The 24,463-nt window shown below is 45.5% G+C and carries 16 protein-coding genes; 3 read left to right on the forward strand and 13 right to left on the reverse strand.

Features of this window, described 5'->3' with window-relative positions:
• Positions 1-11: 11 nt before the first annotated feature.
• Entirely contained in the window at positions 12-1,151 is a 1,140-nt protein-coding gene (locus BLR32_RS11610) for a TlpA disulfide reductase family protein (RefSeq protein ID WP_245705402.1), read from the forward strand.
• 205 nt (positions 1,152-1,356) lie between these two features.
• Here the strand turns inward: BLR32_RS11610 and BLR32_RS11615 are convergent, their stop codons facing one another.
• Positions 1,357-2,466, reverse strand: a complete 1,110-nt coding sequence (locus BLR32_RS11615) for an endo-1,4-beta-xylanase (RefSeq protein ID WP_245705403.1) — start codon at positions 2,464-2,466, stop codon at positions 1,357-1,359.
• A gap of 224 nt (positions 2,467-2,690) precedes the next feature.
• Between BLR32_RS11615 and BLR32_RS11620 the strand changes: the two genes are divergently transcribed.
• Positions 2,691-3,209, forward strand: coding sequence for a hypothetical protein (locus BLR32_RS11620; protein WP_089831763.1), 519 nt, complete (start codon positions 2,691-2,693; stop codon positions 3,207-3,209).
• A gap of 62 nt (positions 3,210-3,271) precedes the next feature.
• Here the strand turns inward: BLR32_RS11620 and BLR32_RS11625 are convergent, their stop codons facing one another.
• The 7 genes from BLR32_RS11625 to BLR32_RS11655 all read right to left on the reverse strand — a co-directional run bounded on the left by BLR32_RS11625 (position 3,272) and on the right by BLR32_RS11655 (position 15,877).
• Positions 3,272-5,041 carry a RagB/SusD family nutrient uptake outer membrane protein gene (locus BLR32_RS11625; RefSeq protein WP_089831765.1) on the reverse strand — a complete coding sequence of 590 codons (1,770 nt, stop codon included), beginning with the start codon at positions 5,039-5,041 and terminating at the stop codon, positions 3,272-3,274.
• A 5-nt stretch (positions 5,042-5,046) separates the two neighbouring features.
• Entirely contained in the window at positions 5,047-8,061 is a 3,015-nt protein-coding gene (locus tag BLR32_RS11630) for a SusC/RagA family TonB-linked outer membrane protein (RefSeq protein WP_089831768.1), read from the reverse strand.
• A 546-nt stretch (positions 8,062-8,607) separates the two neighbouring features.
• Positions 8,608-10,041, reverse strand: a complete 1,434-nt coding sequence (locus BLR32_RS11635; RefSeq protein WP_089832172.1) for a TolC family protein — start codon at positions 10,039-10,041, stop codon at positions 8,608-8,610.
• Positions 10,034-13,207: an efflux RND transporter permease subunit gene (locus tag BLR32_RS11640; RefSeq protein ID WP_089831770.1), complete on the reverse strand. Its 3,174-nt coding sequence runs from the start codon at positions 13,205-13,207 to the stop codon at positions 10,034-10,036. Before BLR32_RS11640 ends, BLR32_RS11635 begins: the two co-directional genes overlap by 8 nt.
• A 27-nt stretch (positions 13,208-13,234) precedes the next feature.
• On the reverse strand, positions 13,235-14,317 hold the full coding sequence (locus tag BLR32_RS11645; protein ID WP_089831772.1) for an efflux RND transporter periplasmic adaptor subunit: 1,083 nt from the start codon (positions 14,315-14,317) through the stop codon (positions 13,235-13,237).
• A 158-nt stretch (positions 14,318-14,475) separates the two neighbouring features.
• A complete protein-coding gene (locus BLR32_RS11650; RefSeq protein ID WP_143011447.1) occupies positions 14,476-14,874 on the reverse strand; it encodes a hypothetical protein in 399 nt (132 codons plus the stop codon).
• Positions 14,875-15,208: 334 nt separating this feature from the next.
• Positions 15,209-15,877 carry an NAD(P)H-dependent oxidoreductase gene (locus BLR32_RS11655; protein ID WP_089831777.1) on the reverse strand — a complete coding sequence of 223 codons (669 nt, stop codon included), beginning with the start codon at positions 15,875-15,877 and terminating at the stop codon, positions 15,209-15,211.
• Between the two features lie 101 nt (positions 15,878-15,978).
• Between BLR32_RS11655 and BLR32_RS11660 the strand changes: the two genes are divergently transcribed.
• Positions 15,979-16,359 (forward strand): winged helix-turn-helix transcriptional regulator, encoded by a 381-nt coding sequence (locus tag BLR32_RS11660; RefSeq protein ID WP_089831779.1) that lies wholly within the window; start codon positions 15,979-15,981, stop codon positions 16,357-16,359.
• A gap of 266 nt (positions 16,360-16,625) precedes the next feature.
• On the opposite strand, the gene BLR32_RS11665 is transcribed toward BLR32_RS11660, so the two are convergent.
• The 5 genes from BLR32_RS11665 to BLR32_RS11685 all read right to left on the reverse strand — a co-directional run bounded on the left by BLR32_RS11665 (position 16,626) and on the right by BLR32_RS11685 (position 24,308).
• Positions 16,626-17,132 carry a hypothetical protein gene (locus BLR32_RS11665; protein ID WP_089831781.1) on the reverse strand — a complete coding sequence of 169 codons (507 nt, stop codon included), beginning with the start codon at positions 17,130-17,132 and terminating at the stop codon, positions 16,626-16,628.
• 210 nt (positions 17,133-17,342) lie between these two features.
• The gene (locus BLR32_RS11670) at positions 17,343-19,154 is read right to left on the reverse strand and encodes a RagB/SusD family nutrient uptake outer membrane protein (protein ID WP_218124176.1); all 1,812 of its coding nucleotides are present in this window, start codon (positions 19,152-19,154) and stop codon (positions 17,343-17,345) included.
• A gap of 11 nt (positions 19,155-19,165) precedes the next feature.
• A complete protein-coding gene (locus tag BLR32_RS11675; RefSeq protein WP_089831787.1) occupies positions 19,166-22,276 on the reverse strand; it encodes a SusC/RagA family TonB-linked outer membrane protein in 3,111 nt (1,036 codons plus the stop codon).
• Between the two features lie 243 nt (positions 22,277-22,519).
• On the reverse strand, positions 22,520-23,281 hold the full coding sequence (locus tag BLR32_RS11680; RefSeq protein WP_089831789.1) for a LytR/AlgR family response regulator transcription factor: 762 nt from the start codon (positions 23,279-23,281) through the stop codon (positions 22,520-22,522).
• Positions 23,256-24,308, reverse strand: coding sequence for a sensor histidine kinase (locus tag BLR32_RS11685; protein ID WP_089831791.1), 1,053 nt, complete (start codon positions 24,306-24,308; stop codon positions 23,256-23,258). The genes BLR32_RS11680 and BLR32_RS11685 overlap by 26 nt, the downstream gene beginning before the upstream one ends.
• Positions 24,309-24,463 lie beyond the last annotated feature (155 nt).

Here is a 24,463-nt window from a genome sequence, read left to right on the forward strand (position 1 = left end):
AACAAGAAAACATGCACATACATAAAATACTGATGCTGGCTGCTCTGGGCGCTCCTTTGTCGTCATTCGCACAGCAGTCTTATACCATAAAAGCTAGTGTAGGTAAATTGAATGCTCCTGCCAAGGCATATCTTACCTACAGGGTGAAAGGCGAACGTATCATGGATTCAGTGATTATCCATAATGGCCAGTTCACTTTCCGCGGAACAGTAGGTGCGCCTAAAGAAGCGCATATCCTGGTTAAGCACAATGATGAACCACTGAACCCTGTTATGCGTCCTAAGGAAGATGTGCTTGCATTCTTCATAGAAGACAAAACTATTACCCTTACTGCAAAAGACTCTATCCACAACGCGGTCATCAAAGGCTCTCCTGCCAATGATGACAATGCGAAAGTGACGGCGATCCTGAAACCGTACTATGATAAATACACCGTACTCAATGAAGAGTATAAAAGTCAGCCGGAAGAAAAGAAGAAGGATTCCTCCTACCTGGCCAGTCTTGATGAAAGAGCAAATGCTGTACAGCGGGAAATCCTAGCGGTGAAGATGAAGTATGTAAAGGCCAATCCTACACGCTATATGGCGCTTGTTGCTTTCAACTCAACCATACCGCCTGAATTTGATGCAGTAGAAGCAGAGAAGAACTTCAAGCAGCTGGATGAAAAGATCCGGAAGTCTGACCTGGGTGAGGAACTACTGGCCAAAATACTGAAAGTAAAGAAAACACAGGAAGGTGCGCTGGCGCCTGATTTCACTCAGATTGACGTAAATGGTAAACCGGTGAAGCTGTCTGATTTCAAAGGGAAATATGTGTTGCTTGATTTCTGGGCGTCCTGGTGTGGGCCATGCAGAAGAGAGAATCCCAATGTAGTAAAGGCTTATAACGCTTATAAAGATAAAGGCTTCACTGTGCTGGGCGTTTCCCTGGATAAAGCAGATGACAGGGAAAAGTGGCTTACTGCTATTGAAAAGGACGGTTTGACATGGACACAGGTGTCAGATCTGAAAGCCTGGGACAATGAAGCGGCAAAATTATATGAAGTGAATGCTATACCTATGAATTTTTTGATTGATCCAAATGGAAAGATCGTTGCAAAGTACCTGAGAGGCGAAGCCCTGGAAGCTACTTTGAAGAAGTTAATACAGTAGATTGTCTTATAAACCAACCATTGAACAGTGAGTGGTCTATTATCCGGTCCGGAATGTACTTCCGGCCGGGTAAGACCATACCTTATTAGTTCCCGGATATTGTTCGCCATTCTTCGGGATCAGTTCAATTACCTATCCTACAACGGGCATTTATTGCCTGAAGAACCCTGTAAATAAGGCTCGCTTTAACGAGCCTTATTTGTTTTTAGAAGTCAACTACCTCTTTAAATGCTTTTTTGGGCTGGAGATTCCGATCAAACAATAAAGGATAATCTTTCCTTCCCTGTACGGGGAAATTATCCAGCCAGCTATGTTTGTCAGATAGATTCCAGAATGTCACACCGGTCAGGGAGTTTTTATATTTACGGAAGATGGTAAAGCATCGGCGGTATTGTTCCGCCTGACTATTTTCCCTTTCCCTGTTATAACTGGTATCCACATCGCCGGCTCTTCGCTCCCTGGCTTCATGTTCTTTGGGATACACGGAAATATCCAGTTCTGTTACCTGTAGTGGCATCTTCAAAGCAGCAAAATCGGCAAAGGTTTTTTCCAGCTGATCTTCAGTTGGCTCATTGAAAGCCCAATGTCCTTGCAGCCCGATTGCCTGAACAGGCACACCCTTCGCCCGCAAGCTTTTCACCATCTGGATGATTTTCGCTCTTTTCACTGCATTAATCTCGTTGTAATCGTTATAGAAAAGCACTGCCTGCGGATCTGCTTCATGTGCCCACAGAAAGGCCTTTTCTATAAATTCCGGGCCACATATACTCAGCCATGCAGAGTTGCGGTAAAACTCTTCTTTTTTATCACTGATGACTTCATTCACTACATCCCAGGCATACACCTTTCCCTTGTATCTGGTTACTACTGTGGTAATATGATCCTTTAAGCGTTGCAATAGTATTTCTTTGGATACTGTATCGCCTTTTTCATCTTTGAAGATCCATGCCGGCACCTGGTTATGCCAGCAAAGTGTATGCCCCCTGATCTTCATCTTATTCCTGAGCGCAAAGGCGACGATGGAGTCAGCTCCCCTGAAATTATATTCGTTTTCCCGCGGGTGAATGACACCCATTTTCATGTCGTTTTCGGGAGTGACGCTGTTAAACTGGCAGGTGATGAGCTGCCCCTCCTCTCCTTTCAAAACACGGGGAGAAACAGAGACGCCTATAGAGAAAAAAGACCGGTAATAGTCTTTCAGTCCCTTATCAGGCATATGTTCCTGCCCCAGGCAGGAAAGTGCTGAAAAAACGCCTAAAACACCTGTTAGCAAAGGCCTTGTAATCTTTTGGGTATTCATTTTTTTGAACTTCATAACGTTTTAATTTTCCAGGTATATAAAACACACGGAGAGTGTGCCCTGGTTTATCTATCAACCATAAATTTGACCATTAATTTTTGAACAGTCAAATTTTTCCGGTAGATAATTTCAGTGGCTGCTTTCCTCCCTTATCTATCCGGGCGGCAATCTCCTTTTATTGTTGTTCATTCCACAAATGATTAACTTCCCGCTTATTTTGGTGCCGACAACAATAACATATGAAATTACGTGACGAACTACTGAAAGAACATAGCAAAGAAAACTGTATGCGGATCGTACGCTGGATCGGTGGTTCTGCGGAACGGTTTGCCCAGCTGGTAGATCTGTTCATCAATGAGGAATATCGCGTGGTGCAAAGGGCGGCATGGCCGTTGAGTTATGTGTTGCAGGACCATCCGGAGCTTGCTAAGAAGCACTTACCGGTCCTACTGGATAACCTGGATAATCCGGCGGTAGGATCAGCAGCGAAAAGAAATACTATCAGGGCCTTACAGACGGTTCCCATTCCTGAAAAATATCATGGCGTGGTCATGAACCATTGCTTCAACTACATCAGTGATCCGACAGAGAAAGCGGCCGTAAAAGCATTCTCGCTGACTGTACTGGAGAATCTTTCGAAGATTTACCCGGATATTCAGGGAGAGCTTAAAATGATTATTGAAGATGCTTTGCCTAATGAGAGCGCGGCATTTATCTCAAGGGCGAAGAAGATACTTGCCAGAATGTCTAAAAAGTAAATGACCCGCTTTCGCGAGCCATTTACTTTTTACGTTGAACTAACTCCTATAGTCAGTCCCTATTAATATTGATCATTCTGCTGGTAGATCTTCGTCGCATCCATAGTAGACTGCGGAATTGGATAGATCCTGCGGAAAGGCTTAGATTCAGGCTTAGCGGAACCAGGATCAGCAGCTTCAAATTTACCAAAGCGGATTGCCTGTTTCCTTCTCTGCATTTCCCAATACGTTTCAAACGCGATCTCATTGTACAGCGTCTGTTCTGTCAGTGCAGTCAATGCAACTCCCGGTGCGTTGTTATACAGTTCCTCACGGGTTCTGGTAGTACGCAATTTGTTGATATCTGCCAGTGCCAGATCTGTCTGACCGTTACGGAAATAAGCTTCTGCACGCAGACAGTACATACCACCCAGACGAACCAGTGGAATATCCACGTTGCTGGTAGAGTTATCCTTTTCAGGATCGAACTCAAATTTGAATACACGCACACCACGGTTGATCTCTGCCTGACTGAACTGAGACTGAGCAGGGTCGCTAAAATTGAGCTCCGGTGTAAAGTCAACTGGTAAGGTCGTGTTCTTTTCGCAGTAGAGCTTTATTACTTTGATACGGTTAGCAGCTGTCATTTCGAAGCTGGTGGTATTTACCAGCTTTGGTCCATATTGCTGACCTACCTGGAAACCGCGGTTGAAGTGGAACCAGGGCAGCCCCCCACTGTTTGCAACTTTGCTGGATGCAGGTACGCTTGTGTCGCTACCATCGTTCATAAACCATGTTCCGTCGCTATACTGATAGTGTCTGGAGAACCTTGGATCTGCATGATTATTATCCCAGGTGTGGTAGAACTGAGGTGTGGTACAAACGGCATTGGTACCTCTGTTATTGGGTGAAGGTTTCTGGTTCCTTTCCATCGGCATGTATGCGAAGTCGTTATCGCTGCCACGCAGGTTATTGATATTCTGAGATACTACGAAAACCAGTTCAGACCTGCCGTTGTTGTCTATGTCAAAGTTTTTGAAATAGTTACTTTCAAGCTGGAACTGTGAATTGTTGATGATCTGTGTAGTGTAATAGATCACCTTATCCATATCAGTGCCATTGTTGTCAACCGCTGCTTCCTTGAAGTTAAAACCACCGGTCGCATAACGGTCTTTGAACACCGCACGGTTCATGTACATGTCAGCCAACAGACCATAAGCTGCCTGCTTGGTGAAACGTCCGTTGTGTGTGGATTGTTCCTTCAGGTTAGCCAGGTCAGGCAGGATGGTTTCCATCTCTTTGATCAGATCATCGATGGCGGTAGCTGCCTTTCTTACCTCCACCTGTGCATTTGCGTTATATGGATCTCTGTATGGCGCCTGTCCGTAAAGATCCAGTGTATGGTAGGTATAAAACGCCAGCAGGGCTCTTGCCTCGGCAAGGAACAGCTTCTTGTTGGTAAAATCGGCTTTGCCGTTGATTGTGCTGATAGCAGTCAGCGATTTGGTAATACCTGCGTTCAGGTTGTTCCATGTGTTAGTCACCAGAGAGTTATCAGGCCCCCAGGTAAACTCGTGAATAGCACGGTAAACACCATTATCCCCCCAGTCGCTACCACGGGTAGGCAGCAGCGCTTCATCGGTTGAATATTCCTGCAATCCGAACACGTTGGTATGATCTACAAAGGTAGCATCACCCATTTGTCCATATGCTGCAGCCAGCGCGTTTTCAGGATTTGAATTGTTGGATCCTAATACCTCGTCGATCACTTGTTCCTTCAGGTCGGTACATCCCACCATGGTTACAGTGAGTGCTATACAAGCTAATTTATGCAGTTGTAATTTCTTTCTCATAATCTCTAAAATTTAACGGTTGCACCTAACAGGAATGTTTTTGCTGCCGGATAGGTGGCATAGTCAACACCCAGGGACTGGTTTCCACCAACTATTTTGGTAGTATTCACCAATGGATCATAACCGGAGTAACCAGTGATGGTCATCAGGTTCTGGGCGCTTACATATATGTTCAATGATCTCAGCCATGCCTCTTTAGCCAGCTTCAATGTATAACCCAGGCGCAGGTTGCTTAAACGGATGAAGTCAGATTTTTCCAGGTATAAGGAAGATAACTGTACCGGGTTGGCAACGTTTGCACCATCTTCGTAATATTTCGCAAGTACATTACGGTCAGATGCAAGGCTGTTGATGTTCAGATCCAGTGCGGTGTTGTTCACCAGGTATCCGCCGGTTTGTCCGATAAAGGAGAAGCCGAGGTCAAATGCCTTGTAACGCAGCTGGCTGTTGATACCAAAGTTGAAGTTAGGAATAGCTCCCTCGAAGATCTGCCTGTCGCTGGAGTTGATCACACCGTCGTGGGTGATATCCTGGAAAATGTCCTTACCATCTTTGTCGTAGCCCAGGTGTTTCAGCATGAAGAAAGATCCTGCTTCATAGCCACTCTTATAGATGTTGGCATTCACACCGGAAAGACCCGGACCGGAGATGCTACCTGAGTACAGTTCAGAAACCGGCAGGTCTTTGATCTTGTTAGACAGTGTAGATCCGTTCACATCCAGTGACCAGCTGAAATCCTTTGTGCGGATCAGCGTGGTTCCCAGCATGAATTCGAAACCTTTGTTCACGATCTGCGCATCTACGTTCTTCCAGATAGTAGTTGTAGGGCTCAGTGGACCGGAAGGAATATTCAGGATAGGATCTTTAGTGGTCTTGTTATAATATTCCAATGAACCGTATAACTTACCTTTCCAGAGATCAAAGTCAACACCGATGTTGTATTGTTCTACCATCTCCCATTTCAGGCCCGGGTTAGCGGTACGGTTTACAAGCACACCATTGACAACTGTATGGTCGTCATACAGGTAATAACCTGCAGATGGCGACAGTGCGTAGCTCGCCTGGGTGATCTTGTTAGTCACTTCCTGGTTACCGGTCTGGCCCCAGCTGGCGCGGAGTTTCAGGTCCTGGATAGCGCTGATGTCTTTCAGGAAGTCTTCACGGGAAAGGGTCCAGCCCAATGCAAATGACGGGAAGTAACCGTATTTGTTATCCTCACCGAAACGAGTGGAACCATCCGCACGTAATGAAGCTGTAACCAGGTATTTGTTGTCATAGTTATAGTTCACACGTCCGAAGAAGGATTGCAGTTCGTTTTCCTGTGCATAACCACTTGGAGTAGTTGGCGTTCCGGAATAGCCCGGGTTGTATTCAGGGTCCACACCTTCGCCCTGTTTGGTGATACCCAGTGTACCAAAGGCAGTTCCTGCAAACTGGAACTTCTGGTAAGAGAAACCACCCATTAATTCAAACTGGTGTTTGTTGAAAGAACGGTTGTATGTCAGATACTGGTCCAGCAGTGTAGTGAGTGATGACAGGTTGTTCTGTACATAAGCACCCTGCGGCGTTCTGTCTGTAACGTTAGGATAGATAGTAGAGTTACGCTCAGAGGTAGACTTGTCGATACCATAGTTAATACGGTAGTTCAGGCCTGGTAAAATTCTAAACGCGGCTTCAACGTTACCCAGTACGCGGAAGGTGTTGGTCTTATCTTTATAGATGCTCAACAGATACGCCGGGTTGTAGTGGGCGTTCATGTTGAAATTGGTGTATTTGCCGGTAGAATCGTACACTGAACGTGTAGGGTTCGCCATTAAAGCATGAATGATCAGCTGACCATCGGAACCTGCGGTATTACCGTTAGGGATACCAGTTTCGTCGATGTTGCTGGCTGTCAGGTTCATCTTAACGGTCAGACGTTTGTCGTCGAAAAATCCTTCTTCCGCATTCAGTCTTGCAGTTGTTCTTTTGAAAGTGCTGGTTTCCACGATACCATCCTGGTCCATGTGAGACACTGATGCGAGGAAGCTACCGGTATTGGAAGTTTTAGCAAAAGACAGGTTGTGGTTCTGTACAAATGCGTTACGGTAGATTACATCCTGCCAGTCTGTGTTACCACCGTGATCGTAGGCAGGATCTTTAATAGCCTTACGGTACTCTGCGGCAGAAAGCACGTCCAGCTTTTTGATAACAGAAGAAGTACCGATATAGGTATCATAAGTTAAGGTAGGAGCACCTTTGCTACCACGTTTGGTGGTGATCAGTACAACACCGTTAGAACCTCTTGCACCATAGATAGCTGCTGCGGAAGCATCTTTCAGGATGGTGATGGTTTCAATATCGCTGGTGTTCAGGAAGTTCAGCGGATTTTTAGGTTCAGAGCTACCCAAACCGAAGTTAGGACCGCCTGCGCTCACGTTATCGTTACTTAACGGAACTCCGTCAACAACGAAGAGCGGCGTACTACCACTACGGATAGAACCGACACCACGGATGAACACATCTACACCGGCGCCGGGCTCACCGCTGGACTGGGCGATGCGCACACCGGATACTTTACCCTGAAGCATGTTATCAACAGAAACGTTGACACCCTGCTTTATGTTATCAGCTTTCAGCTGAGTCAATGCACCTGTAACGTCGGCTTTGGTCTGGCTACCGTAACCTACTACTACAACTTCTCCCAGCTGGCTGCTGCTCGCTGCCAGTGTGATACGCATAAATGAACCGCTGGCTGCCACTTCCTGCTGTGTGAAACCAATAGAGGAAATGACTAATTTTTCGCCTTCGGCTGCCTGCAGGGTGAATTCCCCGCGATCGTTGGTGGTTGTCACCTTTTTAGAGGAAAGGGATTTCACAGAGGCACCTGGTATAGGGGTACCGTCTGCTCCGACTACCACTCCTTTGATGGGCTCCTGGCGGATTACCCGATCATAGTTAAGATGGCTTACCGTATTAGCCACGGAAGGGCTTGCGGCTGAAAGCCATACTGCTACAATTAAAAGAAACTGATTGTTCATTGGCAATCTACTATTATGCTTGAATGTAAAAAGAAGTACCTGCTCATGGCCTGTTGGAGGCCACCCTTTCTGAGTGTTAGTGTGATCCTAGCTAATGGTTATACGCAACGTGGTTCTGTCTATAGGCTATCCATGCAATATAGGGCTTAAAAGCAAAGTCAGCGAAGATAATAATAACAGAACAAAATATATTTGGTTGTGCGTAAATGTCCCCCATAGGCTATAGTGTCTTGAAATCGGCTGCAATGATAAGGCGCTTTCCGGAATTTGTTGTTAACTCCAGGTTATGTTTATTTTAAAAATGTGTTGCCACAGGGATAGGTTTCGGGGCAGCCCCTCCCGTTATGTGGGGCCAAATGGACCACGATACCACGCTTTAAGCATGCCTTTACTATGCCTTTACTATGCCTTTACTATGCCTTTGAGGTGGACCTGTAACCTCCGGCATTGGTTTAAAAAGGGCCACATAACAAGCCCGGTTAAGAACAAAAAGAGCCGGTCAGTTGTCTGCCGGCTCTTCGATTGTTATTTTAGATGATAAGGTTCTTATTTCCAGCCTCCTCCGAGGTTCTTGTAAATATTCACCACTGCGTTCAGCTGTTCCTTCTGGGTTTCTACCAGTTCCAGCTTGGTTTCCAGCGCATCACGCTGCGTCAGTAATACCTCCAGATAGTCAGCCCTGGCAGATTTGAACAGGTCATTGGAGATATCGATCGACTGTGTCAGCGTCTCCACCTGTTTTGATTTCAGCTCGTAGCTTTTCTTCAGGTTGTTGATATTAGACATCTGCGTAGATACTTCCAGGAAAGCATTCAGGATAGTACGCTCATAGTTATACAGGGCCTGCAACTGACGGGCATTGGCACTGTTAAACTCAGCTTTGATCGCATTCTTGTTAATGAGCGGGGCTACCAGATCTGCGGCTGCGGAGTACAGTAAAGACTCTGGAAGCTTGAACAGGTAGGATGGCTTAAAGGCCTGAAACCCTACTCCGGCAGAGATACCCAATGATGGATAAAATTCCGCGCGGGCCACCTTTACATCCAGCTTCGCAGCTGTCAGCTCCAGTTCCGCCTGTTTGATATCAGGACGATTGGCCAGCAACTGTGACGGGATACCGGTGCTGATCATAGCCGGCATGATATTCAGGATATTACCCTTATCCCTGGCTATTTCCTGTGGATAACGGCCTAACAGGAAGTTGATCCTGTTCTCTGTCTCCTTAATGTTCTGCAGGATGTCATACTCCATGCTCTGGGACTTCAGCACTTCCGCTTCGAATTTCTTCACGGCCAGTTCCGTTACCCGGCTGGCTTCTTTCTGTACTTTCACAATCTCCAGTGCGTTCTTCTGCAGATCAATGTTCTGCCGTATAATCGCGAGCTGGTTATCCAAAGCAAGTAATTCGTAGTAAGAATTAGCGATTTCTGCTATCAGGTTAGTCAGTACGAAATTTCTGCCTTCTACTGTAGCCAGGAACCTGGTCACCGCAGCTTTTTTGGAGTTATGCAGTTTATTCCAGATATCCACTTCCCAGTTCGCATAAGCACCGATAGTGAAATCGGCCAGCGGATCGGGCATTTCTTTTCCGGGCTCGATCTCCGTAGTAGCGTCACCTGCCCCCTGGCTGGTATATCTTCCTACTTTTTCCAGACCTGCTCCTGCCCTCACACCTACAGAGGGCAGTAACAGCGCCTGACGTGACCTGATATCATTTCTCGCGATCTCAATTTCCTGTAAAGTGATCGCCAGCTCCTGGTTGTTTTTCAGCGCTGTATCGATCAGGTTTACCAGGTCTTTATCTTTAAAGAATTCACGCCATTGTGTAGCGGATATATTGGTTGTATCCTGGTTATTGTCGTATGTCGCAGGCACCGGCTTTGTATCAGGCGGTGCAACAATCTTCGGGACCTTACAGGCTGCCACTACCAGGCAAGCGCCCAGTGCTCCAACCCATCTGTTCTTCCTCAGTTTATACATATACATTATGATCAATTTCTTCGGTTAAAGGATTCTCTTCTTCGTCTTTAACAAGCATGCGTCTTTCTGCGATCTTGCCGAATATGTAGTACAATCCGGGTATGATCAGCACACCGAAGATGGTTCCGAAAAGCATACCACCGCAGGCGGCAGTACCGATAGTACGGTTACCGATCTTACCTGGTCCTGTAGCCAATACCAGTGGGATCAGACCCGCTACGAATGCGAAGGAGGTCATCAGGATGGGACGGAACCTCACTTTGGAACCTTCCATTGCAGCCGCCAGTACGGATGATCCTGAACGGTGTTTCTGCACCGCAAACTCCACGATCAACACGGCATTCTTACCCAACAAACCGATCAGCATTACCATTGCTACCTGTGCGTAGATGTTATTCTCCAGACCTAATACTTTGAGTAAGAAGAAGGCGCCACAGATACCCGCCGGCAGGGAAAGGATCACCGCCAATGGCAGGATGAAGCTTTCATACTGGGCAGCCAGGATCAGGTACACGAAACCAAGACAGATCAGGAAGATGTAAATAGCCTGATTACCCTGCGATACCTCATCTTTCGAAATACCTGCCCAGTCAATACCAAATCCTCTCGGTAAGGTTTTCTTCGCTACTTCCTCGATCACCTTAATGGCCTCACCACTACTGTAACCGGGAGCAGCAGATCCACTGATCTCTGAAGCGTTGAACATATTATGCCTGGTGATCTCGGACAAACCATACACTTTATCCATTTTCATGAAAGCGGAGAAAGGCACCATTTCATCACGGTCATTCTTCACATATAGTTTCAGGATGTCTTCAGGCAATGCCCTGTATTGCGGAGCTGCCTGGATGATCACCTTATAAGGACGGTCGAATTTGATGAAGCTGATCTCGTAGTTACTTCCTATCAGTGTAGAAAGTGTATTCATTGCGTTGTCGATCGTCACACCTTTCTGCTGCGCAATGTCGTTATCGATCTTCATCATATACTGAGGGAAGCTGGCGCTGTAAAAGCTGAATACAGATGTCAGCTCCTTACGCTTACTTAGTTCTTTTACGAACTCGTTGCTCACCGTTTCCATTTTCTTGTAATCACCGGAACCGGCTTTGTCGAGCAAACGTAACTCGAAACCGCCTGCAGCACCATAACCAGGTACGGCCGGTGGCTGGAAGAATTCAATATTAGCGCCCGCAATGTCTTTGGTCTTCTCTTCAAGTTCTTCAATAATTTCCAGTACAGAGTGCTTCCGCTCTTCCCAGCTTTTCAGGTTGATCAGACATGTACCAGAGTTAGCGCCGGTACCTTCTGTCAGGATCTCATAACCCGCCAGGGCAGAAACAGACTGTACACCGTCGATCTCTTCACAGATCTTCTGCAGTCGCTCTGCTACTTCGTTGGTTCTTTCCAGAGAGGAGCCCGGAGGTGTCTGGATGATCGCATACAGCATCCCCTGGTCTTCATTCGGAATAAAACCTCCGGGTACTGTTCCATTCAGGTACCATGTGCAGGCACAGAAAATGATCAGCATGCCAAAGGTCACCACTCGCCTGTTGATGATAGACTTGAGTATCTTTATGTACCGGCCCTGTAAGCGCTCAAAGCCCCTGTTAAAACCGTCCAGGAATTTGTCCACCAGCGACTTTTTCTTATGCTTTCCATGGTTATTCTTCAGGATCATGGCACAGAGTGCAGGTGTCAGCGTCAACGCCACAACACCGGAAAGCACGATTGCTGTTGCCATAGTGATGGAGAACTGGCGGTAGAAGATACCCACCGGACCAGACATGAACGCCACCGGTATGAATACCGCAGCCATGAGGAAGGTAATGGCGATAATCGCTCCCGCTATCTCATGCATGGCCTTTTTGGTGGCCTTCATCGGCGACAGGTGCTCCTTCTCCATCTTCGCATGGACGGCCTCAATTACCACGATGGCATCATCCACCACCACACCAATGGCCAGTACGAGCGCAAACAGGGTGATCAGGTTCAGCGTAATACCGAAGAACTGCATGAACACGAATGTACCGATCAGGGATACCGGTACCGCCATTGCCGGGATCAGTGTAGAACGCCAGTCGCCCAGGAACAGGAATACCACGATACCCACCAGGATAAAGGCTTCCACCAGCGTGTGTACTACTTTCTCGATAGAAGCGTCCAGGAACTTGGATACGTCATAGCTGATCTCGTAATTCATCCCTTTAGGGAAAGAATTCGCTTTGATCTCCTTCAGCTTTTCCTTTACGTCTTTAATAACCTGGCTCGCATTACTTCCGTATGATTGTTTTAATACAAGCGCCGCGGAAGGCTTACCATTCAGGTTGGAATAGATGTCATACATCGAGCTTCCAAACTCCACATCAGCTACATCTTTCAAACGAAGGATCTCACCATTGGGGCTGGAACGCAGGATAACATTTTCATACTGCGACTTATTATTGAACCTTCCTGAGTATTTAAGTACATATTCAAATGACTGGGACCTTTTACCGGAGCTCTCACCAGTTTTGCCGGGAGAGGCTTCCAGGCTTTGCTCGTCCAGTGCTTTCATCACTTCATCTGCAGAGATCTTGTATGCCAGCATACGGTCAGGCTTCAGCCAGATACGCATCGCATATTCCCTGTTACCAAGGATATCTGCGAATCCGACACCATCCACCCTTTTTAATTCAGGCAGGATATTGATGTCGGCGAAGTTGAAAAGGAATTTCTGGTCAGCATTAGGATCCTCACTGTAAAGGTTTACGTACATGAGCATACTGGATTCCACGCGGGTTACTTTCACACCCTCGCGCACTACCAGTGGCGGCAGTTTATTCACCACAGATGCCACACGGTTCTGTACGTTCAATGACGCCTGGTTTGGGTCGGTTCCCAGGTTAAATACTACCTGCAGGGTAGCCTCACCATCGTTACCCGCATCGGAGGTCATGTATTTCATTCCCGGAACACCGTTGATGGCCCTTTCCAGGGGAATGAGCACTGATTTCACCATCAATTCACCGTTCGCACCGGGATACTCCGCAGTAACGTTCACCTTAGGAGGTGAAATGGATGGGAATTGCGTCACCGGCAACTGGGTGATGGCAATCGCTCCCAGAAATACGATGATAAGTGATATAACTATTGAGAGAACGGGTCTCTGGATAAACTTATTAAACATTGATCTTTCGCTATTAGTATTGAACTACTATTCTGCTTTTAATCGCAGGTGGGAAATAACCTCTTGCGGCGCCAGATATTCATAGTTGATCTTGTCATCATCTTTTACTTTCTGAATACCTTCGAGCAGTATACGGTCGCCTTCAGATACGCCACTTTCTATCACATACAGGTCAGGTATTTCACCTTTTACAGTAATGTTTTTTGACTTCAGCACATTGTTCTTGTCGACTACAAAAACATATTTTTTGTCCTGAATCTCGTAAGTGGCTTTCTGCGGAATAACCAATGCATCTCTGAGCGGCATGCTCATCATCACCTTACCTGTTTCACCGTGTCTTAAAAGCTTATCCGGATTCGGGAATTTGGCCCTGAAGGCGATATTTCCTGTTTCGTTATCGAATTCGCTTTCAATTACCTCCACTTCTCCTTTGTAAGGCAGGGGGCGGTTATTGGCCAGCAGCAGCTTTACCTTGTTATCTCCGCGGCTTTTCGCATTTGTCTGATACTCCAGGTATTCAGGCTCAGATACATTGAAATAAGCGAACATCTCGCTGTTGTCGGAGAGGCTGGTCAACAGTTCCCCTTCGTCGATCAGGCTTCCCAGTTTCTTAGGAATACGGTCGATCGTACCTGCAAACGGCGCCCTGATCTCAGTAAATGACAGATGCAATTTGGCAAGCGCGATTTCAGCTTTTGCCTGATCGAGCTTAGCCTGTGCCATTGCCTGCTCATTTTTGGAGACGATGTTTTTATCCGCCAGGGTTTTGGCATTCTGCAGTTCAATTTCTGCAGCTTTAGCTTCCGCTTCTGCCTTCAGCAATTCTGCCTCATAAATTTTAGGCATGATCCTGAACAGTACCTGTCCGGCTTTAACAAACTGGCCTTCATCAACATAAATATTCTCCAGGTACCCCTTTTCCTGGGCCCTGATCTCAATGTTTCTGATAGAGCGTATCTGGGAAACATATTCCTTGGTGAAAGAAGTATCCATTACTACCGGGCTGGTAACGGTGTATTTGTTAACTTCTTCTTTTTCTTCTTTGTGTGGTTTACAGCTGGTATGCCATAGTAAAGCACACGAAGCCGTGAACATGACGATTTTCTTCATGATATTAGTTAATAAACGATAGGTTGCCTGAAAGCAAAAATTGGGAGAGAGGTAGTTCAGCCGGCGATAGTAATGTCATGCAAATAGAAGCCAGGATAATATACATCCGGTCGGCATGCATAAACACGCCTACGCGTTGGCTGATGTATATTGCCTGATCAGATCCTTAATACTCCTTGCAGAAGATATTTATAAGATGCCTGATCTGATAATATTGTGGGGGATTTTAAATATCTGCGATGGTATTTTAAATCAGATAAAGAAGCGTATGCCAACCGGCCTCTGGCCAGTAATTTATATTTATAAGCAAAATTGTTCGGGTCCTCGTCTTCCACATCCTCACCGACAATGAATTCGTCTTCTGAGACGGGGCGGGTGTCTTTAATGATGGAATAGTTCCAATGGTTACTGCTGGTGAGGAGTTCGCGGTGTTTTTCTTCCGCTTCCTCCGTTGCAAGGGCGTAGCCGACCCCACTATAATACGTGCGCGCCAGGGGGTTTTCGATCCCCTTCATCAGCATCAAGCACAGACATAGAAAAAATACAGCTACTCTCATTTGGGCACCAAAGCTAGGAAAAGTTTAAAAGCGGAAAAAGGAGGAATAGGGGTTTAACACAAATTTTAAGCATATTTTAAAGTCGTCCCCAGTACCATGGCCACATGCAAGAAAAACTATATATAATTGACAGGGTCCGAACACACTACTTAAACAAGTACATTAAACTAATAATACCATAGACTGCCTGACCGGGTCAGGCGTTTATGACTCCTGGGATGCTATGAAAGACGAACTCCTAAAGAGGCAATGTGTTGATGGCCTGGGGATGGTACCAATACTGACTCCGTAGAAGTTGTTTTTAAGCCCGGTGCGTTCTCCGGGCTTAAAAACATCAATACATATCAACGGCTATAGCTTGTTCCGTAAAAATGTGCTTCAGTCTTTCTCCCCACCTTGCCAATTCCAGCTCTCTTTGTGCTGCCGTTTGCCGGACGGGACCATAGACTACTTGTGGACGAAGTACATCAAAGCCTGTAAATTTCAACATACCCCGATGAATGGGTTTAAGCACGCCATACAGATCTCCGTGTAATCCATTTTTCAGATAAGCATCTTCATTAGCCCCAACAGTAATTGACAGGAGGGCCTTTTTACCCTTAAATATGCCTTCTTCGTAAAACCTCCCATTTCCGTAAAACCGTCCCATGGCAAATACACGATCCACCCAACCTTTGAGAATACCCGGTACGGTAAACCACCACAGGGGGAACTGCCAGATCATCAGATCGCACCACTCCACCTTTTGTTGTTCTGTTTCAATGTCGTCTGCAAATCCAGCTGTTTCTACCGCATGCAGTTCTTCCAGCTGTTGTTTAAAATAAGCAGCGTCGTAGGTGGTCTTGAAATTATTCCGTCCAGACACCGGGTTAAACTCTTCTCTGTAGAGATCTGATACTTTTACTTCGTGCCCTTCTTCTTCCAGTGTTTTAATCGCTTGTCTGAACATGGCGCCATTCATGCTCTGCATTTCCGGATGGGCCAACACAATCAGTATTTTCATAATTTTATGTTGCTTTTTCTGTTAACGCAGCAAAGGTAAATTGCAGTTGCTTACCCGGTAACAGGGCGGCCAATTGTATGTCTCACACAAAATTGTAAGTAATGAGCAAACGTAAACCGACATCCACCAATGCGCAGAATCTTAAAAACCTCGTTGACTTTTGCGGGGCTGTTTATGCTATCGATGTGCTGGGAGGCAGGTGGAAACTGGTTATTCTCTATAAACTTGAGAAAAGAACAATGCGTTTCAGTGAACTTAAGGAGCATATCCCTGATATCTCTGACCGCATGCTTACGCTGCACCTGCAGGAACTGGAAAAAAGTGGTCTGATCATCAGAACAGTGTATGCAGAAATACCTCCACGAGTGGAATATACGCTGTCGGAAAGTGCAAGAAAACTGGCGCCTATCTGGCAACAGCTGGAGGAATGGGGGCTACAGCACCGTGCGGTAATGGAAGGTGCTGCAGCCACGCAGGAATAAGTTGCTGACGGCCGCCAGAATTAAATTGATTGACAGCCGCCAGGATGATTATTTCAGTTTTAACGTTAACCTGCCGTCCAATCAGCGCCCGGGAGGATTCCGCAGTGCAATATCTATCCCAGTCACAGCTTAAATTATTACCTGTAACCGGAGTATTCCTAAATGCACTGGCTCTGGGCTTATTATCTTTTGAACTAATAAAATCCACGCCTACACGACAGAAGACGTGGTCTTGATTTGGGATAAATAATTTTTCCATATTTTGGTTACAAACAGTTTTTCATCCAGATAGCTAAATGCTCTTTTACTTCTTTAACGTCAACATTTCCTTTAATACTATCCTCATCTGCATATCTATCACCATAGAACGATGCTTCATGAGGATGTTTCTCATTAAAGTTAATCAGCAATCTTCCCTTTGAAGTTCTCCATTCCAGATCAATAGATCCATCCCGTAAAGGATTGATCTCTGGAAGATCAAAAGAAAAACCATAACGCTGATCAATATATTTGACATATGCCCTCAGAAAAGAAGTAGCAGTTTCCCAGATAGCCTTATTTACAGGCGAGCCATCTTCTCCATCCCAACCCTCTTCAAGGGTCAAAATATACTGGGACTGGTCAATAAGTTCTTCCACTTTATGCTGCATTTTATTACCCTTTAATGCCTGATGAAAAGGGATAAGCACAGGATGGTGCCATAAGCGAGACAATGTAAAATTGGGCCACTGCTTTGCTGGAATTGGGTTAGGCCCCGCTGTAATTTCTGCCATAAAATTAAGTTGTTTTGAATTGGTTAAAAAAAGCATAACAAACAATAACAACCTTATTTAAAGCTTATCTATCGATAACTTTTGCAATACTATTACTTATCTCAATACAAAACAAAAAAATTCAACAAATTCATTTCCACAATTTCACCAATTATCATCCTGCAAATAAAAAACCCGGCTTGACTGCCGGGCTTTTATCATCATCTGAAATCAATAACCATGGTTCTGATAGTAACTTCCCCCCGACTCCAGTGTATTCAGGAAGGCCGTTGGTATCGGCCGCACTTCATGCTGATTATCGGTAAAGAACTGCCCTACATCCGGATTAGTTTCCATCAGATAAATCTTGTTTAGTTTCTTCGTCCGCTTTAAATCATAAAACCTTACATATTCCCCACATAATTCCCGTGCGCGTTCATCCAGCACCGTTTGAACAGTTACAGCTCCTGGTAAAGGAATAGCACCGGCTCTCGTTCTGACCTTATTGATGTACTGTGCCGCATTTCCGCCTCCATTGGCATAAATATCGGCTTCCGCAGCAATCAGGTATACTTCAGACATCCGCATCATAAATGTGGCATTTAAATTACCGTAACGGTTGTTGGAGGCATTATTCGTATAGTAGTTACTGCTGTTATGCTTGGTCAGGGAGGGATAGAAACTGAAGAAAGGATTGGTAGTTAATGTTCCTCCTCCGTCCAATGGCCTGTTCACCCTGTTGTACTGCATCTTCACCGATTTCTTTGCAGCATCATATACATCCGAATAATCCACTACCAGGTATGGCTGAGAGAGTTTATCCGCCACTTTTTCAGCATAATCCGGATCATTGGGATGAACGAAATCAATAGCCGGAGCATCCTGCGCAAGCGTTGTGCTGGTAGTGACGGCTGTTGAACGGTCGAAGATCTTCAGCGCTGCGTCCGTCCATGTATAGGAAGATTTATTGACAGTCCATGAGGTCTGAAATGATTTATGGTACCGGGGATCGAGTGTACCATTATCCTGCACAAATAAGTTGAGCATATAGGCTGTCGGCATGAACTGGCCTCCGGAACGACGCCCCCAGGTAGTATAGTCAGCACCCTGTTGCTGTATTGCGCCAAAATCTGTCACTACGCAATAAAACAGTTCATTATTCATATTCATGTACCAGGCATTATTGCTTACACCTCCCACTACAAAACGATGTGACCATAACGATTCCTTATTGCTGTAATTGTTGGCTTCCAGGAACACATCATCGAATGTCTGATAGAGATAGGTATTATACTTGCTGCCACCACTTTCGCAATCATCAATCAACAGCTTAGCCGTTTCCAGTGCTTTCGCCGCCATAGACTTTGTCTCGTCGTATTCAACAGTCTGCAGACAAGCCCTCGCAAGGAAACCCAATGCCGATTTTTTCGAAGGCTTGGTGATCCCATTATTCACCGGCAACCACTTAACGGCAAATTCCAGGTCGGGAATGATCACATTCTTATAGATATCCAACGGAGCGGATCTTTCAGGATGCAGATTAACAGTGACAGTTGGTGCTGTTGTGACAGTTACTCCCCCGAATTGTTCTACAAGATTATAATAATACATCGCCCGCAGGAAATAGGCTTCGGCTACCATTTCGTTCTTTTTCTCAGGCGTTGTAAACGGCGCAATATCTGCATACTTAATAGCAGTATTACAGGAGCCTATACCATCATAACAGGCATTCCATACTCCATTTCCTGTGGTCAGGCTCATCGTGGCGCCGGCTCCATACTTAAAGAACTGGGAGAACGATACACCATTCTTCTGGTAAGTCCATAGATCTGTACCGCCTTCACAAAGCATCATCCATTGGTTATACCCGTACAGCTGGCGCTCCATACCGAAATAACAGTTATTGACAAGATTTCTGTATCCGTCAACGGAGGAAGCAGCGACCGATTCGATTGTAAATCCGGATGGATTCACTTCTTCCAGTGAGCAGGAAGAAAGACCGGTGAGTATTGATAACAGCAGTAGTAATATTTTATGTTTCATTTTCGTCAGCATTAAAAGGTGATATTCATACCAAATACAAAAGTGGCAAACAGCGGAAAAGAGTCAGATCCTCCTGTTTCAGGATCTGTTCCCTTCAAATCCTTATTCTTAGTATATATCAGCGGATTATAGGCTGTAGCATAAAGACGGCCTTTCGTCACGTGGGTATATTTCATCATCCTTTCCGGGAAAGTATAACCTAATGTAATTGTCTTCAGCTTAATGAAAGAGCCATCCACATACTTAAGCGATTCAATACCTGTTGTGCTGCTGATACCGGGACGGGGGTAACGTGCCGACTGATTCTCAGGCGTCCAGTAATTAATACCGGCAGGCTGCCCGTCGTCGGTAGTAGAATACCATCCCAACAGGCTGCTGTTGATCATTTGGCCCCAGCGTATCATTGTAAATAAACCCAGGTCGAAGTTTCGGTAGGTGAAGTTATTGTTGATACCGAGCAGCCATTTAGGTACTGCAGATCCCAAAACCATACGGTCATTGTCTGAATAAGGATGTACCCCCTTATCCCCTACTCCATTGGCATCAAATTTTTCTTTGGTGGCCACCTTTACAAAGCCAGGTTTGGCCCCGTATAAAGTGGCAGTGGCCTCCTCGTTCGAGGACCAGATACCCAGGTATTTGTAGTCGTAATGGGTATCTATCGGTTCGCCGACAAACAGTTTTTCGGCAATCACATTTCCATCTGGCAGGCTGACAATCTTCTCTTTATTCTTTGTGAAAGAGAAGGCGGTGCTCCACTCAAAGTCACGTTGGACGATGTTACGCGTCCTGAGCGTGATTTCCAGTCCTTTGTTGTTGGTCTCTCCGATGTTCTGCCAGGTAGTCATAGGTGATGCCCATGCCGTCAGTCCGGAGGTAATGGGTAAAGTACGCTTAAAGAGCAGTCCCTTAGTAGTTGTATTATAGGCGTCGATAGCAAGATCTACACGGCCTTTCCATAATGACAGGTCTAATCCGATGTTCAGGTTATAACTTCTCTCCCAACCGATAGTTGGATTAGAATAGGTACCATAATTCTGCACGTTAGGAACCAGTTTGCCATCCAGGGAAACCGCCTGGTACATATACGCCTGCGTTTTGGAAGAATATGCAGACATACCGCCCGAGTTACCGGTTACGCCATATCCTGCGCGCAGCTTCATGTCGCTGAGCCAGTTAGTGGTAGTACTCATGAATGGCTCATCCGAGATACGCCATGCCACAGCAGCAGCGGGGAATGCACTCCATTTGTGCCCTGCCGCGAGATGAGAAACGCCATCCCACCTGTTGGTGAGCGTTAACAGGTATTTGCCCCTGAAGCTGTAGTTAATCCTGCCGGCGAAAGACATCCTTTGTTTCTGCTCATAAGAAGACGCATTGCCGGTTTTCTGGGTACCGTTACCGATATTGTAAAACAGGTAATAATCCAGGTTCTGACCCTGTCCCAGCGAGTTGTTGTAATCTGCACTGTTCTTCGCCCAGGAGGTAATGCCAGTCACCGTCAGTTGATGGTCTGCAGCGAATGTTTTATTGTAAGTCAGGATGTTCTCCCAGGTATAACCATAACTGAATCCATTATAGATAGCGGCCAGCGGCGCGGCATAGCCGGATACCACATTGGACACTGCCTGTTTACCCCAGTATTTCCCGTTGCGGTAGTTGTTGAGCGTAGCGCCCATCACAGAACGGAAAGACAGGTCCTTTAGGGGTTTCAGCTCCACATAACCATTCAGGTTGGCAAAAGTAGTACGCGTGTTATCGGCAAACTGGTCGGGCAGCTGATCACCAAGAGGTGTTGTTTCACCGGTTACATATACAGTGTTGATATTTCCGTGTTCATCGTAGGGATCTCCCAAAGGCAACGCCGACAATGATTTTGTAAAGATGTTCTTTGCACGCAGGTTCTGGATGGTATAGTTCACATTGATGTTCGTACCTATTTTCGCCCATTTTGTGGCATCGTGATCCAGGTTCATCCGCACACCATAGCGGTTCTGATTCTCTTTGCTCAATATGCCTTCCTCTTTAGTATAGGTGAATGAAGTATATATCCTGGTCTTCGCACTACCATCGGTAAATGAAAGATTATACTTCTGCTGTGTAGCTGTATTGTCCGTGATCAGTCCTACCCAATCAATCCACTTATTCTTGTTATAGGCATCGAGTACGGCTTCTGTGGTGAAGATCTGGGACATGTCCTGCGGGTATTCACCGTTTACCGTACGATACAGTTCCCTGCGATATTTCACATACTCATCGCCGGTCATACCATGAAAGAAGTGCGGACTGCCACTCAGTCCGTAAAACACGTCCAGGTTCATAGAAGACTTGTTTGCCTTTCCTTTTTTTGTAGTGATAATAACGACGCCATTGGAACCTGCTGAACCATAAATAGCGGTGGAAGACGCATCTTTCAGGATGTCTATACTCGCAATATCAGAAGGGTTTATCTGGTCGTATGTACTCTGAATACCATCTACTATAAATAGCGGAGAATTATCACCGTAAATGGAGCGGTTGCCACGCAACAGGATATCTACGTTAGTACCTACAGCGCCCGAACTTCTCATGATATCCATACCAGCTACTTTTCCCTGCAGGGCTTCCATTACATTATTTACCGGGGTGGCGGTGATATCTGCTTCTTTGATAGACACCACACTACCTGTCAGGTCCCGTTTTTTAACCGTACCGTAGGCGATGACCACACTTTCTCCCAATTCCTTTACTGTCGGACTTAATATAATGTTCAGATACAGCTGGTCTCCTTCCGTGGCCTGTAAGGCATTCCCTTCAATTTCTTTTACAACAGCCGCTGTATATCTGTTATCAGCATGGTGTACCATAATCTCCATCACATTATATCCTACACTTGATACTACCAGCAAGGTATTTTCGGTAACAGGAGAAAGTGTAAAAGTACCTTCTGTATTAGTAAGCGCTCCTACATTAGAACCCTTTACGCGGACGGAAACGGCGATCAGTGGGTTTCCGTCTTTGTCAGTGATTTTACCCTTAATGGTCACAGGAGGGGCTGTGGGTTTCTTAAAAGGAAGCGGTGGGCCGGCATAGGCGCCAAGGACGCAGATTGCCGTAACAAGCAGCATTGTTAGTTTTTTCATAAACGTTATTTTATTACTAGCATGATAAATCAGCATGGGTTATCGCATGCGTATGGCATGGCTGGTTGGGCTATTTCCGTGGAATTACTGCAATAGGTTTTCTGACTCCCAATATAGGTACGCACTTATAACATAGAATTTCTACACGGCACGTAGGTTTTCAAACGGCCCTTCTGGCAATAAAAGTAATAAATTGGGTGTAAATATGACACTATTTGAAAATAATTTTTCGCAGTGGATAACTTACAACTGTTTTAACCAGTCCAGGAATTGAGACATTTTTTCTTTACTGATAGTGATGGTTTCCTGTGTAGGAATAGATAAGGTAACTGACAGCTTACGGGAGAGATAGCCGGACGCATCCAGTACCGCCTTTCTATTCACGAGGAACTGGCGGTTTGCCCTGAAGAATAGTGGCTCTGTTAATTTGCCCAGTTCTTCCATATTCTTATTGATGAGATAAACCTGTTTGTCGAAAGTAGTCAGGTTTACAACGCCGTTCTTCAGGTAAAAAAAGGCAATATTGTTGATAGCTATTGGCAGGATCTTATCTTTCTGGTATACCAGCACAGCGCCGGAATCGACTGCCTTCTTCGATACAAAAAGCTGTTCCAGCGTTTTATATGACAGGGCATTCCCCGCCGTTCTCCCTGTAAAGGCCAGGTATTTGTTAATAGCAGCAGCCACCGCTTCTGTGGTAAAAGGCTTCAGAATGTAATCAATTCCATTGGCCTTAAATGCCCGCAGAGCATATTCATCAAAAGCAGTACAAAATATGACAGGTACATCTATTTCCAGCCTGGAGAATATTTCAAAGCTTAGCCCATCTCCCAGCTGAATATCTGAGAAGATAAGATCTGCATAACATCCTTCATTGAAATAACTGATGCTTTCCTTCACCGTGGTTAATATTTTCTCAATCTGCGCTTCGGGAAACAATTGCTCAATTGTCTGGGCAAGGTCCCTCGCAGTTACTTTTTCATCTTCTATGATCACCAGCTTCATTACTTAGCACTTTAATACTTACGGAAAATTTTTTATTATCCTGACGAATGATCACTTCTTCATCGGACAATATCCTATATCTTTCAATCAGGTTAATCAGCCCTTTACCACTTGGTCCGTCGATATGTGTTCTCAGCTGTAGATTATTCTCTATGATAATCCGGTCATCTTTATAAAACACGCTGATCATCAGCGGTGAACATTCGGTCACCTCGTTATGTTTGATAGCATTTTCTATTAATGACTGTATAGAAAATGGCGGTACGGCGCCCCTCAGCAGCACGTGATCCGGGATATCGATCGTGCAAAGCAATGCATCTTCAAAGCGGATCTTTTGCATTTCAAGATAGTCATTACAGAGTTTAATTTCTTCCTGCAGGAGTGAAATCTGGGATTGCTGCTCTACCAGCGATGCCCGAAAAAAATTGACAAGATGGGAAAGGTAGGCCTCTCCTGCACGTACGTCTGTCTTGTACAGGCTTTTCAACATACTTAATGCATTGAAAAGAAAGTGGGGATGTATCTGTTGTTTCAGCAGGAGGTTCGCCGATTCAAGATTGGCTACCCGCAGGCGGGAGTTTTCAAGATCTGTATTTGTCTTTTCGTAACGGAGGATGACAATATTCTGTACAATGATGACCAGGCTGTTATTGATAAATCCCTGTACAAGAATAGATTCAATGCGTTCCAGGGGATTCAGTGAAATACTGACCGGCAGTGATAAATATAATTCCAGAGGGGCGGTACAAAAACAAAGGACCATCGAGAAAAGATATCCTGCAGTATAGCGGACAAACCTCTTCCCTTTTAAAGTTGCGGAAGACATGTGCTTATCCACCAGTATTATTATCCAGACATTGACGAAACCGATCAGAGAAAAGCGAAGACCTGTAAAAATAGCATAAAAAAGAGGTGCGCTACTCGCACCTTTAGAAATATTGAGAATCATGAAGGCGGAGGCAGCGGCGATCAGCCCCGCTATCCAGGTGTACCTGATCATATCCCTCTTTAATGGATTGACGTTCATGTTATAAAGATAGCATATTTGTCAGTCCGGGCGGTGATGGAGAAGCCATGAAACGGACAAAACAGGCTTTTAAACACCCTATTTTCGATTGAAGCGATTCCGGCCTGTTATTACAGCCAAAATCCCCCCGATGGAATATAGCCTTGTTTACCTGC

Origin of the sequence: Chitinophaga filiformis (genome assembly GCF_900102545.1) — a bacterium.
Lineage (GTDB): Bacteria > Bacteroidota > Bacteroidia > Chitinophagales > Chitinophagaceae > Chitinophaga > Chitinophaga filiformis.

Bases quoted from the DNA above. Each gene is read 5' to 3' on its own strand.
- BLR32_RS11615 (WP_245705403.1), bottom strand. From the start codon at position 2,466: ATGAAGTTCAAAAAAATGAATACCCAAAAGATTACAAGGCCTTTGCTA.
- BLR32_RS11675 (WP_089831787.1), bottom strand. From the start codon at position 22,276: ATGAAAAAACTAACAATGCTGCTTGTTACGGCAATCTGCGTCCTTGGC.
- BLR32_RS11685 (WP_089831791.1), bottom strand. From the start codon at position 24,308: ATGAACGTCAATCCATTAAAGAGGGATATGATCAGGTACACCTGGATA.
- BLR32_RS11640 (WP_089831770.1), bottom strand. From the start codon at position 13,207: ATGTTTAATAAGTTTATCCAGAGACCCGTTCTCTCAATAGTTATATCA.
- BLR32_RS11665 (WP_089831781.1), bottom strand. From the start codon at position 17,132: ATGGCAGAAATTACAGCGGGGCCTAACCCAATTCCAGCAAAGCAGTGG.
- BLR32_RS11635 (WP_089832172.1), bottom strand. From the start codon at position 10,041: ATGTATAAACTGAGGAAGAACAGATGGGTTGGAGCACTGGGCGCTTGC.
- BLR32_RS11655 (WP_089831777.1), bottom strand. From the start codon at position 15,877: ATGAAAATACTGATTGTGTTGGCCCATCCGGAAATGCAGAGCATGAAT.
- BLR32_RS11650 (WP_143011447.1), bottom strand. From the start codon at position 14,874: ATGAGAGTAGCTGTATTTTTTCTATGTCTGTGCTTGATGCTGATGAAG.
- BLR32_RS11670 (WP_218124176.1), bottom strand. From the start codon at position 19,154: ATGAAACATAAAATATTACTACTGCTGTTATCAATACTCACCGGTCTT.
- BLR32_RS11620 (WP_089831763.1), top strand. From the start codon at position 2,691: ATGAAATTACGTGACGAACTACTGAAAGAACATAGCAAAGAAAACTGT.
- BLR32_RS11680 (WP_089831789.1), bottom strand. From the start codon at position 23,281: ATGAAGCTGGTGATCATAGAAGATGAAAAAGTAACTGCGAGGGACCTT.
- BLR32_RS11660 (WP_089831779.1), top strand. From the start codon at position 15,979: ATGAGCAAACGTAAACCGACATCCACCAATGCGCAGAATCTTAAAAAC.
- BLR32_RS11630 (WP_089831768.1), bottom strand. From the start codon at position 8,061: ATGAACAATCAGTTTCTTTTAATTGTAGCAGTATGGCTTTCAGCCGCA.
- BLR32_RS11610 (WP_245705402.1), top strand. From the start codon at position 12: ATGCACATACATAAAATACTGATGCTGGCTGCTCTGGGCGCTCCTTTG.
- BLR32_RS11625 (WP_089831765.1), bottom strand. From the start codon at position 5,041: ATGAGAAAGAAATTACAACTGCATAAATTAGCTTGTATAGCACTCACT.
- BLR32_RS11645 (WP_089831772.1), bottom strand. From the start codon at position 14,317: ATGAAGAAAATCGTCATGTTCACGGCTTCGTGTGCTTTACTATGGCAT.